13 protein-coding genes and 1 pseudogene are annotated in these 14,440 nt (G+C 66.7%); 9 read left to right on the top strand and 5 right to left on the bottom strand.

Annotated elements, in window-relative coordinates:
* A pseudogene (locus ACIQCM_RS11605) lies at window positions 1–260 on the bottom strand (hypothetical protein); the annotation flags it as partial.
* A 228-nt stretch (window positions 261–488) separates the two neighbouring features.
* On the opposite strand from ACIQCM_RS11605, the gene ACIQCM_RS11600 reads away from it, so the two are divergent.
* The gene (locus ACIQCM_RS11600) at window positions 489–1,010 is read left to right on the top strand and encodes a MarR family winged helix-turn-helix transcriptional regulator (protein ID WP_400607880.1); all 522 of its coding nucleotides are present in this window, start codon (window positions 489–491) and stop codon (window positions 1,008–1,010) included.
* 21 nt (window positions 1,011–1,031) lie between these two features.
* Here the strand turns inward: ACIQCM_RS11600 and ACIQCM_RS11595 are convergent, their stop codons facing one another.
* Window positions 1,032–1,364, bottom strand: coding sequence for a hypothetical protein (locus ACIQCM_RS11595; RefSeq protein WP_400607877.1), 333 nt, complete (start codon window positions 1,362–1,364; stop codon window positions 1,032–1,034).
* 227 nt (window positions 1,365–1,591) lie between these two features.
* Between ACIQCM_RS11595 and ACIQCM_RS11590 the strand changes: the two genes are divergently transcribed.
* The 5 genes from ACIQCM_RS11590 (at window position 1,592) to mptB (ending at window position 7,980) form a co-directional block, all read left to right on the top strand.
* Window positions 1,592–3,160, top strand: coding sequence for a sodium-dependent transporter (locus ACIQCM_RS11590; protein WP_400607874.1), 1,569 nt, complete (start codon window positions 1,592–1,594; stop codon window positions 3,158–3,160).
* A complete protein-coding gene (locus ACIQCM_RS11585; protein WP_400607871.1) occupies window positions 3,157–3,294 on the top strand; it encodes a methionine/alanine import family NSS transporter small subunit in 138 nt (45 codons plus the stop codon). Before ACIQCM_RS11590 ends, ACIQCM_RS11585 begins: the two co-directional genes overlap by 4 nt.
* Window positions 3,295–3,423: 129 nt before the next feature.
* Complete coding sequence (locus ACIQCM_RS11580) at window positions 3,424–4,569, top strand: diguanylate cyclase (protein ID WP_400607907.1); 1,146 nt, start codon at window positions 3,424–3,426, stop codon at window positions 4,567–4,569.
* A 186-nt stretch (window positions 4,570–4,755) separates the two neighbouring features.
* Window positions 4,756–6,270, top strand: a complete 1,515-nt coding sequence (locus ACIQCM_RS11575; protein WP_400607869.1) for a SulP family inorganic anion transporter — start codon at window positions 4,756–4,758, stop codon at window positions 6,268–6,270.
* 123 nt (window positions 6,271–6,393) lie between these two features.
* On the top strand, window positions 6,394–7,980 hold the full coding sequence (gene mptB, locus ACIQCM_RS11570) for a polyprenol phosphomannose-dependent alpha 1,6 mannosyltransferase MptB (protein ID WP_400607868.1): 1,587 nt from the start codon (window positions 6,394–6,396) through the stop codon (window positions 7,978–7,980).
* A gap of 19 nt (window positions 7,981–7,999) precedes the next feature.
* Here mptB and ACIQCM_RS11565 read toward each other — a convergent pair whose 3' ends face one another.
* Both ACIQCM_RS11565 and ACIQCM_RS11560 read right to left on the bottom strand, forming a co-directional pair.
* Entirely contained in the window at window positions 8,000–9,250 is a 1,251-nt protein-coding gene (locus tag ACIQCM_RS11565; RefSeq protein ID WP_400607865.1) for a glycosyltransferase 87 family protein, read from the bottom strand.
* Between the two features lie 28 nt (window positions 9,251–9,278).
* Window positions 9,279–10,595 (bottom strand): glycosyltransferase family 87 protein, encoded by a 1,317-nt coding sequence (locus ACIQCM_RS11560; RefSeq protein WP_400607863.1) that lies wholly within the window; start codon window positions 10,593–10,595, stop codon window positions 9,279–9,281.
* Between the two features lie 303 nt (window positions 10,596–10,898).
* Here ACIQCM_RS11560 and ACIQCM_RS11555 point away from each other — a divergent pair, with 303 nt between their 5' ends.
* Window positions 10,899–11,102, top strand: coding sequence for a hypothetical protein (locus tag ACIQCM_RS11555; protein WP_400607860.1), 204 nt, complete (start codon window positions 10,899–10,901; stop codon window positions 11,100–11,102).
* Here ACIQCM_RS11555 and ACIQCM_RS11550 read toward each other — a convergent pair.
* The gene (locus tag ACIQCM_RS11550) at window positions 11,041–11,994 is read right to left on the bottom strand and encodes an EamA family transporter (RefSeq protein WP_400607857.1); all 954 of its coding nucleotides are present in this window, start codon (window positions 11,992–11,994) and stop codon (window positions 11,041–11,043) included. The genes ACIQCM_RS11555 and ACIQCM_RS11550 overlap by 62 nt on opposite strands.
* A 69-nt stretch (window positions 11,995–12,063) precedes the next feature.
* Here ACIQCM_RS11550 and ACIQCM_RS11545 point away from each other — a divergent pair, with 69 nt between their 5' ends.
* Both ACIQCM_RS11545 and ACIQCM_RS11540 read left to right on the top strand, forming a co-directional pair.
* Window positions 12,064–12,933: a LysR family transcriptional regulator gene (locus ACIQCM_RS11545; RefSeq protein WP_400607854.1), complete on the top strand. Its 870-nt coding sequence runs from the start codon at window positions 12,064–12,066 to the stop codon at window positions 12,931–12,933.
* 17 nt (window positions 12,934–12,950) lie between these two features.
* Window positions 12,951–14,372 carry an MFS transporter gene (locus ACIQCM_RS11540; protein ID WP_400607852.1) on the top strand — a complete coding sequence of 474 codons (1,422 nt, stop codon included), beginning with the start codon at window positions 12,951–12,953 and terminating at the stop codon, window positions 14,370–14,372.
* The last annotated feature ends 68 nt before the right edge of the window (window positions 14,373–14,440 follow it).

Below are 14,440 nucleotides of genomic sequence, written 5' to 3'. Positions count from 1 at the left end.
TTCGCCGCTTCCTCCTTGGCCGTGGATGCCACATCCTGCGCCGCGGACTTCGCCTGGCCGGCCACCTGGGAGGCCTCCTCCTTCGCAGCATCCTTCTTGGATCCGCCGGCGGTTCCGGGCGAGTCAAACGTTCCCGTGGTGCCGGCAACCGGGGCCGCGTAGGTCTCCGGCGCTACACCGGTCTCTGTCCCGTACGGATCTGCCGCGTAGGGGTCAGTCGTGGCGGGCTTGGGGGTCTGGGGCCATTGGTTCTCTGTCATCGGGCTCTCTTTCAGGAAATGTCAGCTGGCGATCAAGAACCAGCAGTGCTGGCGGTTAGTAAGCAAGGTTACTAATCCGATACTAAGCACACTTCCCATTTGATGCGCAAGGGGCTTGCCGATCTGGATCCGGAATGGCACCTCCACTTGCACCCATGATGGTAAGCATGCTTATTGTAGAGGTGTAGCGACGAAGGGTAACCCGCCACCTACAGGAAGGCTGGGAGAATGACCAGCGATCTTGATCCGGACGCCCGGGACAGCTATCGCCTGATCACCGTGGCGGCCCGGTTGGTCCAGCGGCGCCAGGACGACGCCCTGGCACACCTTGGCCTGACCCGCGCAGCCGTCATCGCCCTCGAAGGGCTTGCCGGCGGACCATTGAACCAGGAGCGCCTCGCAGAGGCCGTCAGGGTCCAGAGCCAGACCCTGGGACGGGTCCTTGCCCGGCTTGAGTCCGCTGGCCACATCACCAGGCACCGTCAGCCCACGGACCGGCGCCAGTTCAAGGTTGAGCTGACCGACGCCGGCCGGGCAGCACTCGAAGCGGCGCGCCAGGCGGAAGCCAACGCCTACCCGGACGATCCCTCCATCGCGTGGAAGGTGCTCCGGGAGGAGCTCTCCAAGTTCGTCCGGGCCCTGCCCGTTGGCAGGACAGCGGGAGTTGTCCCGCTGGTGCAGCCCGCAGACCGGGGACATCCCCACCGGCCGGACCCGCACCACCGGCGCTTTGGACGCCCCCGCGCATAGGTCGGGGTCACGTTCCCGGGGCTATGCGCCGCAGGCGTCCTGCAGTGCCTTGACGGAGTCTGACGGCACCCGGTCTCCGGACTCCGCGATCTGGCGCATCGGCGTCGTAATTTCGGCGGGGAGCCCTGCCGTCGCGGCGGCATCCACGAGGCCGCCCAAAACCTGCTTGTCTGAGGCGCTGACCAGGCCGTCCTTGATGACCGCGCAGATCTGGCGGTTCACTTCGTCCGCAGCAGCAGAAGCTACCTTGGACGCCGCCTCGCTGGCCGCGCTGCCGGCCGCATCCCCCACGGCACCGCACCCCGTGAGGAGAAGGAGGGCGGCAAGGGGCACGGCGGCAAGGGGGAAGTTCATCTCTACAGAGTATCGGGCGAGTCCGCCAGGCGGGATTTTTCGCTTCCAGGAGGAGTGTGCGGGGCAACAGGTTTATCGTGGGACGAAAGACAACCAGCTGGCCCCTGATCCGGGCGGCCGCTTTGTGTCTAATTCCACTTGAGAGAGAGCTATCCAATGAACCGGTCTGCCTGCCGCCGCATCGCGCACGGCGTAGCCCTTATCCCCGCTGTCCGGAGCGTGCGCGCATGAGCTCTTCGCAAGGTTCCCCCGCTCCCGTGAAGCGTGAGACGTTCTCCACGCGCCGGCTCTTCATCCTGTCCGCCATCGGCTCCGCCGTGGGCCTGGGCAACATCTGGCGCTTTCCGTACATCGCCTACGAAAACGGCGGCGGCGCGTTCCTCATTCCGTACCTGGTGGCGCTGCTCACCGCGGGCATCCCCCTGCTGTTCCTGGACTATGCCGTTGGGCACAAGTTCCGCGGGTCAGCGCCCTTGGCCTACCGCCGCCTGCATCGCGCTGCCGAGCCGCTGGGCTGGTGGCAGGTACTGGTCTGCTTCGTCATCGCTGCCTACTACGCGGTGATCATCGCGTGGTCCCTGATGTACATGATTTTCTCCTTCACCGAGGCGTGGGGTGACGACGCCGAAGGCTTCTTCTTCGGCAACTTCCTCGCCGTGGCCGAGGCTCCCGGGCTGGGCTTCGATTACGTGCCGTCCGTGTTCTTCCCGCTGCTGCTGACCTGGGTTGCGGTGATCATCATCATGGTGGCCGGCATCCGCAAGGGCATTTCCCGCGCCAACTCCATCCTGCTGCCACTGCTGATGGTCATGTTCCTCCTGCTGGTGGTCCAGTCCCTGTTCCTGCCCGGCGCGGCCCTCGGCCTCAACGCCTTCTTCACCCCGGACTGGGCGGCGCTGGGCAACGCGTCCGTGTGGGCCGCAGCGTACGGCCACATCTTCTTCTCGCTGTCCGTGGGCTACGGCATCATGGTCACGTACTCCTCCTACCTCAAGCGCCGCACGGACCTGACCGGTTCCGGCATGGTGGTGGCGTTCTCCAACTCCGGCTTCGAGATCCTTGCCGGCATTGGCGTGTTCGCTGCCCTCGGGTTCATGGCGCAGGCCGCAGGGGCCGGGGTCGATGACGTGGTCACCGGCGGAATCGGACTGGCGTTCATCGCCTTCCCCACGATCGTGTCCCAAGCGCCGTTCGGCGCCGTCATGGGCGTGCTGTTCTTCGGCTCGCTGGTGTTTGCGGGAATCACTTCGCTGATCTCCGTGCTGGAAGTCATCGTCTCCGCCGTGCAGGACAAGCTCGGCTGGGCCCGGGTGCGCACCTCCGTGTTGGTCAGCGTTCTGGTGGCCGCTGTCTCCCTGGCGCTGTTTCCCACGGCCACCGGCCTGTACCTGCTGGACACCTCTGACGCCTTCGTCAACAGCTTCGGCATCACGCTTGGCGCGCTGGTCACGGTGGTTGTCCTGGCCTGGTTCCTGCGCAGGCTGCCCCTGCTGGCGGACCACCTGAACCGGACCTCCACCATCAAGATGCGGAGGATCTGGATCGCCCTCGTCGCAGTGGTGGTCCCCGCTGCCCTGATCTACATGGTGGCCAACGAGTTCATCAGCAAGATCGGTGAGCCGTACGGCGGCTACCCGGACTGGTTCCTGGCCGTGTTCGGCTGGGGCATGGCGGCGGCACTGGTGGTGCTGGCCCTGGCGCTGACCTTCATCCCGTGGAGCAGCCGGTCCAAATTGAATGATGACCCCGAATACGACGCCCTGGTGGCGGAGGAAGCAAAGGAAGCAGCACCGTGACCCCCATCGCCATCATCATGATGATCATCGCCATCCTCACGGTGTGGGGCGGCCTGGCACTGTCCTTGCTGAACCTGAAGCGCCACCCCGAGGACGAGGGCGCCCTGCCCGAAGAAAACGCCTGGGAGCTCTAGGGCATCAGAGGGCGCGCGCCACAGCTGGCCCTGCGGCGCGCGCAAGGACCCATGACCCACTGCGGCGGGTGGATTGCGGTGGGATACTGGGGCAATACCAGTACTACGGCCTATGGGGGGCTCACCGTCATGATCCTGGACATTGCCACGCTCCGCGTTGCTTTCGTTGTGATGGCCGTGGTTCAGCTGTTCCTCTTCTATTTCTCGGCGTACCGCGTCACGCGCTCCCCCTACAGCGGGTGGTGGTGCGTGGCGCTGGGTTTTTTCCTGGCCGGATCCGCCGCCTATCTGCTGGACGGCACCCCGCACCAGGTGTGGGCAAACCCGGTGGGCAACGCGCTCCTGGTGCACGGCGGTGTGGCGGTATGGGCGGGAGCCCGCTCCCTGCGGACAACCCTGCCAAAAGGCTGGATTTCCGCTGCGATCCCGTTGGCGGTGCTCGTTGCCGGCCTGGTGGACGACCCCGCCAACAACAGCTGGGCCGGCGGAGGGGTTTTCCTGGCCGCGATGAGCCTTACCGTAGGCCTTTCCGCTCATGAGCTGTGGCAACTTGGGCCGGAATATTCGCGGGTCCGGATCCCCTTGGCTTCTGCGGCCGGCCTGCTCTCCGCCTTCTACGCGGCACGGCTGGTGGCGTTCCTGGCAGAGGGCGGGGATGGGAAGCTTTTCACCGGCATCCTCGGTTCCGGACCAACCACCCTGTTGAGCATGATGCTGCTGGTGGTGGCCTCCTACAGTATGCCCGCACTGAGCAGCGAGCAGCACACCCGGGCGCTCCGGCTGGTGGCCTCACGGGATGACCTCACGGGGCTGCTGAACCGCAAGGCTTTCCTCAGCCTGGCCGCCGACCGGCTCCGTTCCCGCCGGTCGGCAGGCACCTGGGGTGCTTTGGTCCTGGCGGACCTGGACCATTTCAAGTCCGTGAACGACACGTACGGCCATGCCGCGGGGGACCGGGTCCTGCAGCGCTTCGCGGATGCCTGCACGGCCACTGTCCGGGAGTCGGACCTGGTGGGCCGCTACGGCGGCGAGGAGTTCGTGCTCTTCATTCAGGGCGCCGGCGCCGAGCGGGCCGAGGCCGTTGCTGCCGGCATCAGCGACCGCCTCGCGGAGGCGTCGGAGGCGGAGGGCTTTGAGATGCCGACGGTCAGTTACGGAATTTCCACGTACGACGCCGGGACGTCCAGCCTCGAGGATGTCATCGCCTCCGCGGACAGGGCCTTATACGCGGCTAAGTCGCGGGGCCGGAACAGGAGTGCGCGCAGCGACAGCTGACGTGCTCCGGTTCGGCATCCCGGACCAGCTCCAGTAAGAGCCCGGCGGTAGAATCTGTGGGTGCGGTCGGCCCGGGCGCTGCCCGCATTTCCGGTGCAGTGGTGCGCCCCCTTCTTCCAACGTGCAATTCTTCCAAAGTGCAATGGCCGCTGCAGTGCGTCCTCCCGACCATGAACGGAGCCAGCAATGGCCGTCAAGACCGCCCAGGCGCCCACACCGGAACAGCTACAGTCTGTCCGCGAAACCCTGAAATCGCCGCGGCGGCTCAAGACCGAGGTCCTTGCGGGCCTGGTGGTCGCGCTGGCCCTGGTCCCTGAGGCCATCGCCTTCTCGATCATCGCCGGGGTAGATCCCCGGCTGGGCCTGTTTGCCTCATTTACCATGGCAGTCACCATTGCCTTTGTGGGCGGGCGCCCCGCAATGATCTCGGCGGCCACCGGCGCGGTCGCCCTGGTTATCGCCCCTCTGGTGAAGTCCCACGGCATCGACTACTTCATCGCCGCCGTCATCCTGGCCGGCGCTTTCCAGATCGTCCTGGGCGTCTCCGGCGTCGCAAAGCTCATGCGCTTCATCCCGCGGTCCGTCATGGTGGGCTTCGTCAACGCCCTGGCCATCCTGATTTTCATGGCGCAGGTCCCGGAGCTGATCAACGTTCCGTGGTTGGTGTACCCGCTGACGGCATTGGCCCTGGCCATCGTGTTCGGGCTGCCGAAGCTCACCAGGGCCGTTCCCGCCCCGCTGGTGGCGATCGTGGTGCTCACGCTTATCACCGTGCTGGCCGCCGTCGCGGTTCCCACCGTGGGGGACAAGGGCGATTTGCCCGAGTCGCTGCCGTCCCTGTTCATTCCCGACGTGCCGTTCAACCTCGAGACGCTGCAGATCATCTTCCCGTACGCCCTGGCCATGGCCTTCGTGGGACTGCTGGAGTCGCTGATGACCGCCAAACTGGTGGACGACGTCACCGACACGCGGTCCAACAAGTCCCGCGAAGCCTGGGGCCAGGGCGTGGCCAACATCGTCACCGGCTTCACGGGTGGCATGGGCGGCTGCGCCATGATCGGCCAAACCATGATTAACGTGAGGGCCTCCGGCGCCCGCACCCGCATTTCCACGTTCCTGGCCGGTGTCTTCCTGCTCATCCTCGTGGTGGCGCTCGGCGGGGTGGTGTCCGTCATCCCGATGGCCGCGTTGGTGGCCGTGATGATCTTCGTTTCCTGGGCCACGTTCGACTGGCACAGCATCCACCCGCGGACCCTCAGGATGATGCCCAAGAGCGAAACCCTGGTCATGGCGGCCACCGTCATCGTGGTGGTGGCAACGCACAACCTGGCCATCGGCGTCGGCGTTGGTGTCCTGGTGGCGATGGTCCTCTTCGCCCGGCGGGTGGCGCACTTCGTCACCGTGGAACGCACGGTCAATACGGCGGAAGGCAGGGAAACCGCCACGTACGTGGTCAACGGGGAGCTGTTCTTCGCCTCCTCCAACGATCTCTACACCCAGTTTGAGTACGCACATGACCCGGAGCACGTGGTGATCGACATGCATGCCTCGCACCTGTGGGACGCTTCCACCATTGCCGCGCTGGACGCCATCATCGGGAAGTACCGCCACCACGGCAAGCACGTGGACGTGGTCGGCCTCAATGACGCCAGCCTGCAGATCCGCCACCGCCTGGGCGGGCAGCTCGGTGCGGGGCACTGACAAAAGCCGGCCGCCGGGAAAGACAGGCCCCCGGGAAATACCGGCTGATAAAATAGCGGCCTGCAAGGCGGCCATCTCTGCTGGTCAACCAGCGCCGTACCAAAGTAGGGGACCACACACATCATGACGGCAGGCGGTTCACCCCTCGGAACCTCGGAGAGCCGTCCGGGCGCGCCGAAAGAGGGCGCCCCGCACACCGGCCGCCGCCCCTACATCGGCACCGCGCAGGGTTTCCTCGGTGCCCTGATGATGTTCGTCGGATCCATCGGAACCGGCTGGATCGCCAACGGCTCACCCATGATCCGGCAGCCTGTGGTCATCGCACTGCGGACCGAGGGCTGGGGCGTGGCCGTGTCCACCATCCTGCTGACCGCCGGTGCCATGCTGCTGATCCGCTCCTGGCTCCGGCTGGGCCAGCGGCTCGCCGGCTGGGGGCAGCATTCCCTCCGGTCCGTGGTCATTGCGGTGTCCGCCTGGTCGCTGCCCCTGATGTTCTGCGTCCCTGTCTTCTCCCGGGATGTCTACGCGTACACCGGCCAGGGCCGGCTGGTACGGGAGGGACAGAACCCCTACGAGGTAGGCATCTCCACCCTGAGCAACTGGTTCTCTCTCGGAGCCGACCCCGCCTGGGCGGAGGCCCGCACCCCCTACGGCCCGTACTTCCTGTGGCTGGCGCGCGGTGTGGTGGGGCTGACCGGCGCCCAGCCGGACCTGTCCGTCCTGCTCTTCAGGCTCCTGGCCGGCGTTGGCGTGCTGCTGTGCGTCATCTACGTGCCCAAGCTGGCCGAGCTTCATGGGATCAACGGGGCCCGGGCGCTCTGGATCACGGTGGCCAACCCGTTGTTCCTGATCAGCTTCATTGCCAGCGCGCACAACGACGCGCTCATGGTGGGTCTCGCCGTCGCGGGCGTCTACTTCGCTGCCACCCGCCGGTACGTCCTGGGCATCCTGCTGGTGACCGCCTCGATCGGCATCAAGCCCATCACTGTCCTGCTGCTGCCGTTCCTCGGCGTGATGTGGGCCGGTGCTTCAGCGACCTGGCCGCGCAAGTTCCTGATGTGGGCGGCCACGGCGGGGCTCAGCTTCGGTGTGCTGCTGCTCAGCGGCCTGCCGTACAACCTGGGGACGGGCTGGGTGTGGGCCATCATGGACCCCACGCCCGGGTACACCGGCTACTCCCCGTCAGGTTTCCTGGGCCAGCAGGTGGAGATGCTGGCCAACGTGCTGGGGCTGCCGGGCGGCGCCTTCGCGGACGTGCTGCGGGCCGGCCTGAAGTGGATCGCCATAGGCCTGGTGCTGCTGCTGATGTTCCGCGGCGACTATTCGCGCGCCGTCCGCCGGATGGCCCTGGCGTTCACCGCCGTCGTGATGCTTTCCCCGATTATCCAGCCCTGGTACATCCTGTGGTTCCTGCCGTTCCTGGCCGTCACCGGCATCCGCGACGACTGGCAGATCCGCTCCCTCTATGTGGTGGTCACGTTCTTCGTGGTGTTCGGCGCGCAGGACCAGCTCTCCGTCTGGTCCTTCGTGGAGCTGCCCGTCGACGCGTCCTCGCTGGCGTTCGTCACGGCCCTGGCGTTCACGTTCTACCTGCTGGTGCTGGACATCCACACCAGGAAGCTGCTCATCGAGGGGAAACCGCTGGACGTTGCCCGGCAGGGGTGGAGGTGGCTGCAGGAGCGGCGCGCGGCCGCCCGGCAGGCGGGATAGCGCGCAGGCGTAAATGCGGTTACGCGGCCACGCGTTCCGCAGGCTTCCGGCCCAGCTCGGCCGTCCGCTGCACCGACCACCACAGCAGCACCACCAGGAGCACGTTGCGGGTGGTGAGGACCGCCGCCATCACCGGGTGTGCGTGGATGAGCGGGGTGTAGAACAGCGGGTAGATCACAAACGTGGTCATCGCGATGCCCATGAGCAGTGCGGCGGGTACCTTCCAGCGCTCCCAGTCGTGGGTGAGGCCGGCGATGATCACCGGCGCCAGCCAGATGATGAACTGCGGCGAGCCCACCTTGTTGAACACGATGAACGCTGTGACCATCATCAGGGAGCCTTCGAGGAACAGTTCCTCGCGCTCGGCGCCACGCCGGAGGGCGCGGACCAGCAGGATGGCCGCTGCGACGGCGGCGAGGATGAGCAGCGGCTGCATCAGGAACGCGGCGGTGGCGGCACCCGGACCGTAGACCTCGGTGGAGTTGATGGCGGTGTTGTCCGCCATCTTCGACCCGGCTATGTCGAACACGCTCAGCCACACCCACGGTGTGGAGAAGGTGGCCTCGAGCTGCATGCCGCGCTCGCCCTGGTTGAGGAGGAAATCCAGGATGTGCGGCAGGCCGCCCGACAGCCACGTGCCCGCGGTGACGACGGCGGTCACGGCAACGCCGGCCAGGACCACCTGGATCCGCTTGTGGCTGGCGATCACGATCGGCGCCAGCACGGCGGCCGGCCAGACCTTGATCCAGGTGGCAATGCTGAGCAGGACGCCGGCCACCACTGGCCGCTCGGCTGCATAGAGCAGTGCGATCAGCACGATGGGTGCGGTGATGCCTTCCACGCGGGCGAAGCTGAGATAGCCCATGAAGACGGTGAAGAACAGCCACCACCAGGCCGGGGCAATGCCCGCAACCTTCCGCGGGCCGCGGGTCAGGTAGAGGAGCCCGACGGCGTTAAGCGTCGTGATGATCAGGAACCACGTGAGCAGGTAGAGGCCTGGCCCGGCGATGTTGGCGAGGAAGATGGGGATCTGCGCCAGCACCGGGTAGACCCACGGGCTGATCTTTCCGTCCAGGTCCGACGGGTTATACCCGGCCGTGGCCCATTGGCGGTACTGCTCGGTGTCGCTGAAGGTGTCGCCGTGCAGGAAGAAGGACGCCATCCAGCCCAGGAAGTAGAGATGGACGACGGCGAAGCCCCACCACACGCTGGACGGGCGGGCGAACCAGTCCACCACCTTGGCGGGGAGGACTTTGCTGCGGACCGCCACCAGGCGGTCAAAGAACCTCGTGGAAATCTCAGGACTCCTTGAGCGCGGGGGCGGCGGCCGGTGCCTTCTTGCCCAGCAGGTACAGGCGCCGTACGCTCCACAGGAACAGGACCACCAGGAGGACGTTGCGGATGGTGAGCACCAGTGCCATCCACGGGTTGTTGTGGCTGAGCGCGTCGTAGAACAGCGGGTAGATGAAGTACGTCGCCACGGCGATGGCGACCAGCATGGTGGCCGGCAGCCGCCATTCCCGCCAGCTGTGTGCCAGGCCCACGGCTACGGCCGGGCCCAGCCACACCATGAACTGGGGCGAGCCCACCTTGTTGAAGACCACGAAGGCCGTGCTGAGGCTGAGCGCCCCGGCCAGGAGCAGTTCAGTGCGGTCCACGCCGCCACCGGTTTTTCCGCTGTACTGGTTGCCGTTGTGCAGTGCCCAGAAGGTCAGGCCCGCCACGAGCAGTGCGGCGAGGATCAGCAGCGGCTGCATCAGCACGGACATGGTGGCGGTTCCGGGGCCATCCACCTGCATGGAGTTGATGTCAGTGTTCATGTACATCCGGGAGTCCCCGATGTTCAGGACGGACAGCCACAGCCATGGTGTGGTGAACGTGGCCTCCAGCTGCATGCCGCGGTCGCCCTGCTGGGTGAGGAAGTTAAGCAGCCTGGGGACTTTGCCGAGGGCAGCGGCCAGAGCGACGACTCCCGCCGTCGTCGCAATTCCTGCCAGTACCACCAGCAGGCGGTTCCGGAGCACTGCGAAGAGGGCCAGCATGACCGCCGCGGGCCAGACTTTGATCCAGGTGCCGACGGCCAGCAGCACGGATGCGATAAACGGGCGGTTGACGCCGTAGGCGAGGGCCACCAGGACAAGCGGGGCGGTGAGGCCGTCCACGCGGGCGAAGCCGAGCCAGCCCATCAGGAAGGTGAAGGTGAGCCACCACCACGCCGCGGGGATGGCGGCGGCGTTGCGGCCCCGTTCGGTCAGCTTGAGCAGTGCCCAGGCATTCAGGACGGTGGTCATGAGCACCCAGAGGAAGAAGAACGGCCCCGGTCCGGCGATGCCGGCGATGGCCATGGGGATCAGGGCGAGGATGGGGTAGACCCAGGGGCTGGGCCCGCCGGTGAGGTTGGCGTCGTCAAAGCCGGCCGCAGCCCAGTCCCTGTAGATATAGGTGTCGCTGAGTGCCTCGCCGCGCAGTGACAGGGAGGCCGCGAAGACCAGGAAGACCAGGTGCACCACGATGAATCCGGCCAGCAGGCCCCGCGGAGTGTTCAGCGCGTTGCGGGCGGGGGCTGGGAGGACGACGTTGCGGATCCGGGCGAGTCTGCCGAAAAAAGCATCCATGGGAGTGGCGGGACCTTGTCAGGTTGGGGGTTTCGGTGGGGCCAGGAACAGCCCGCGCCCGCAGTCAACTCTAATTCACGGCATATTGGCCGCGTAATTGCGGTCTGCGTTGTGAGCTTTGTCGCGTGGACCGGCGCTTGGCGCAGGATCCCGCCCACTGGCCGATATCTAAAGTTGCTGGCGCCGCCGCGGTGGGGGACCATGGGGCAGGGCACTTTACGGTGCCCTGCCGCGTTTGCAGCCTGGGGGAGCGCAACCGTTAAACCCACTCCCTGCCCCTGACGATCCACAAAGGCTTTTCCCATGAATTTTCCCCTGACCCTCACCGTTGCCGACCGCAAGAGCATGGACAGCGAGCTCGAAGCCGCAGTCTCCGCCGCCAAGGCGCATGCCCTCGCCGGCAAGCAGCATGGCATCCTGGTCACCCGTCATGCCGCCGACACGTTCACCGTTGCGCTGAGCGAGACCGTTCCGTTCGGCCTGACACGCGAACACCAGGCCTGGTAGCCGCCAGCCAAATCGCCACCGCGTTGGTGGCAACGATAATCCCGATACCCAGCCACTCGTGCAGGACCAGGACCTGACCCAGCACCACGGTTCCCGAAAGCGCGGCCAGGATCGGGTTGATGCTCATGAACACGCCAAAGAAGGCTGCCGGAACGTGCCGGAGGGCCATGAGGTCCGCGGTGTACGGGACTACGGAGCACAGGATCCCCGCGGCCGCAGCGTAGAGCAGCCACGGTCCTGAGAAGGCGCCCTGGAGAACCAGGACGACGACGGCCGGCACGTAGAACGCGAGGGACACCACCGCTGCGGCGGCCGGCGCCTGCAGGCCCGGCAGGCGCTGCCCGGCCACGCGGTTCAGCAGGATGTACGTTGCCCAGCACGCCGCACCGGTGATCCCGATGGCAATCCCGGCGAAGTCGCTGCTGGGAGCGGGCATGACCAGCACGTAGACACCGATGCCGGCGACCAGGCCGCACACCAGGTCCCGGCGGCTCCGGGACCCCATCAGCGCCACGGCCAGCGGGCCCAGGAACTCCAGGGTCACCGCCAGCCCCAGCCCGATCCGGTCGATGGCCACGTAGAGGCAGATGTTCATCAGTGCCGTCGCAGCGCCCAGCAGCAGCACCGGCCACCACTGCGCCCGGCTGAACCGGTGCAGCGGCGGACGCGCCACCGGAACCAGAACCGCCGCGGCCACCAGCTGCCGCACCGCCACCACGCCAGCGGGTTCGAGCACGGGGAACGCCAAGGCGCCAATTCCAGCGCCGAACTGGTTGCTCGCGCCGCTCGCCGTCATGGTCAGCACGCCACGGAGAACGGACGACGACGGCCCGCGCCGCCCGTCCCGCGGCGCTGGTGCGGTGGTTCGCCGCTGTCGCAGGGATGTATCCATACGCCACAGTTTCCGGCTGTCGTGGTGGGCTGAGAAATGCACGCCACGAAGGGTCTATACGATGAGCGTATGAATGTAGAGCTGCGCTACCTGCGGGCCCTCGTGGCGGTGGTGGACGCGGAGACCTTCACGGACGCCGCGATCGAACTCGGCACGTCACAGGCCGCTGTTTCCCGCTCCATCGCGGCGCTGGAAAAGGCGTTGGGGATGCAGGTCCTGCAGCGCACCACGCGCAGCGTCGCGCCGACGCCGGCCGGGGAGAGGATCATCGACCACGCACGCCGCATCCTGGATGAACTGGCGCTTCTGGAGCGAACCGCCAAGCACCTCGGAACGGAGTTCCGGGTCAGCTACGCCTGGTCAGCCCTGGGCCGGCGCACCCGTGCCGTGGAGCGCGCGTGGGACACCCTCCATCCGGACGCTCCGCTGGTGTGGGTGCAGTCCAACGGCCCCACGGGCGGGCTCGCGGACGGTTCCGCTGATGTCGCTGTGCTGCGCCGGCCGCTCAGCGATTCCCGGTTTGCCTGCTCTGTCATCGGCCGCGAGGAGCGTTTCGCGGCGGTGGCCAGGGAGGATCCGCTGGCGCGGAAGCGGGCGCTGCGGATGTCCGACTTCGCCGGCCGGACCATTGCCGTTGACGCCCGCACCGGCACCACTACCGAGGACCTTTGGCCTGCGGGGCAGGGGCCCTCGGGTGCACGCCTGGTGCACGGCGTGGACGAATGGCTGACGCTTATCGCCGGCGGCCGCGCTCTGGGCATGTCCTCCGAGGCCACGGCCGCCCAGAACCCTCGTCCGGGCGTCGCGTACCGGCCGGTGAAGGATGCGCCGCCCATCGACGTCGTGCTTGCCCGGCGCAAAGGCGACACTTCCGCCTTGGTGGCGGACTTCATCCGCCTGGCGGAAGACTCCTATCGGCCGGAGCAGCCCCAAATATAGGCAGTACACTGGGACGCATGACCGAGGAACCGGTCCCGTCTGCCCCTCCTTCGGCTCCCGCCGCCGTCGATACCTCCCTGCGTCCGCCGGAGCAGCGGTCCCGCACTTTCACCGGAATCCTGGTGAACACCGCCCTGGCGAACGTTACCACCAGCTACCTGTGGTTCGCCCTGACGTTCTGGGTGTATCTGGAAACCCGCAGCGTCATCGCCACCGGCGTCATCGGAGGCGCGTACATGCTGCTGATTGCCCTCTCGAGCATCAGCTTCGGCACGTTCGTGGACCGCTACCGGAAGCTGGCCGTGATGCGGTTCGCGGCCGCCTTCACGTTGGGCATGTTCCTGCTGGCAGGGGGCCTGTTCCTGGTGACGCCGGCAGCGAACCTGCTGGACCTGGCACACCCGTGGTTCTGGGTGTTCGCCGTGATCATCCTGACGGGCGCGGTGGTGGAGAACATGCGGAACGTGGCGCTTTCCACGGTGGTCACCATCCTTATCGAGCCGGACCGGCGGGCCAACGCCAACGGGCTCGTGGGCATGGTGCAGGGTATTGCCTTCATCATCACCTCGGTGCTGTCGGGGCTCTCCATCGGGCTGCTCGGCATGGGCTGGACCATCGCCGTCGCTCTTGTACTGACGGCCGTGGCGTTCCTCCACCTCGTGACGTTGCGCATGCCGGAAGAGACGCAGGTTGCGGCCGGGGACGCGCATGGTGCCTTCGATCTGCGCGGTTCCTTGGCCGCCGTTCTGGCCATCGCGGGGCTCTTCGCGCTGATCCTGTTTTCCACCTTCAACAACTTAATCGGCGGCGTTTATATGGCGCTGATGGATCCGTACGGCCTGGAAATGTTCCCGGTGGAGGCGTGGGGCGCCGTCTTCGCACTCGGGTCCACCGGGTTCATCGCGGGCGGGGCGCTGATTGGCAAGTTCGGGCTGGGAAGCAACCCGCTGCGCACCATGCTCATCATGGTCACCGTGATGGGGTTCATCGGTGCTGTCTTCACGCTGCGGGAGTGGCAGTGGCTCTACATCGCCGGGATCTGGCTGTACATGGTGCTGATTCCCTTCGTAGAAGCTGCCGAGCAGACGGTCATCCAGCAGGTAGTGCCCCTGAACCGCCAGGGCCGGGTGTTCGGCTTCGCCATGGCCTTCGAGTCCGCGGCGGCCCCGGTCACGGCGTTCCTGATCGCGCCGATCGCGCAGTTCTGGATCATTCCGTATGCGCGGTCCGCCGAGGGCTCGGCCGCGCTGGAACCTCTGCTGGGGGAGGGAGTCTCCCGCGGCATAGCGCTGGTGTTCCTGGTGGCCGGGACCCTCATGATCGCCGCAGCCCTGCTGGCGTTCCTGACACCCGTGTACCGCAGGGTGTCGGCGACGTATGCGGAGAAGGCCAGGCAGGGCACGACGGCGGTGCCTCCTGCCGCGGCCGGCTCTGACTGAGCGGCCTGCGCTACGCAATGCGCAGGGCCGAATTTTCCTCAAAGAAATTGAAGCATAGCCTCTTGCAT

The organism is Pseudarthrobacter sp. NPDC092439 (genome assembly GCF_044754945.1).
Classification (GTDB): Bacteria; Actinomycetota; Actinomycetes; order Actinomycetales; family Micrococcaceae; genus Arthrobacter.
The sequence above is the reverse complement of the archived record's forward strand: the minus strand, read 5'-3'. Positions and strand labels throughout refer to the sequence as shown.

Coding starts and splice junctions, on each gene's coding strand:
- mptB (WP_400607868.1), top strand. CDS start 6,394: ATGACGGCAGGCGGTTCACCCCTCGGAACCTCGGAGAGCCGTCCGGGC.
- ACIQCM_RS11575 (WP_400607869.1), top strand. CDS start 4,756: ATGGCCGTCAAGACCGCCCAGGCGCCCACACCGGAACAGCTACAGTCT.
- ACIQCM_RS11580 (WP_400607907.1), top strand. CDS start 3,424: ATGATCCTGGACATTGCCACGCTCCGCGTTGCTTTCGTTGTGATGGCC.
- ACIQCM_RS11595 (WP_400607877.1), bottom strand. CDS start 1,364: ATGAACTTCCCCCTTGCCGCCGTGCCCCTTGCCGCCCTCCTTCTCCTC.
- ACIQCM_RS11555 (WP_400607860.1), top strand. CDS start 10,899: ATGAATTTTCCCCTGACCCTCACCGTTGCCGACCGCAAGAGCATGGAC.
- ACIQCM_RS11560 (WP_400607863.1), bottom strand. CDS start 10,595: ATGGATGCTTTTTTCGGCAGACTCGCCCGGATCCGCAACGTCGTCCTC.
- ACIQCM_RS11600 (WP_400607880.1), top strand. CDS start 489: ATGACCAGCGATCTTGATCCGGACGCCCGGGACAGCTATCGCCTGATC.
- ACIQCM_RS11545 (WP_400607854.1), top strand. CDS start 12,064: ATGAATGTAGAGCTGCGCTACCTGCGGGCCCTCGTGGCGGTGGTGGAC.
- ACIQCM_RS11540 (WP_400607852.1), top strand. CDS start 12,951: ATGACCGAGGAACCGGTCCCGTCTGCCCCTCCTTCGGCTCCCGCCGCC.
- ACIQCM_RS11590 (WP_400607874.1), top strand. CDS start 1,592: ATGAGCTCTTCGCAAGGTTCCCCCGCTCCCGTGAAGCGTGAGACGTTC.
- ACIQCM_RS11550 (WP_400607857.1), bottom strand. CDS start 11,994: ATGGATACATCCCTGCGACAGCGGCGAACCACCGCACCAGCGCCGCGG.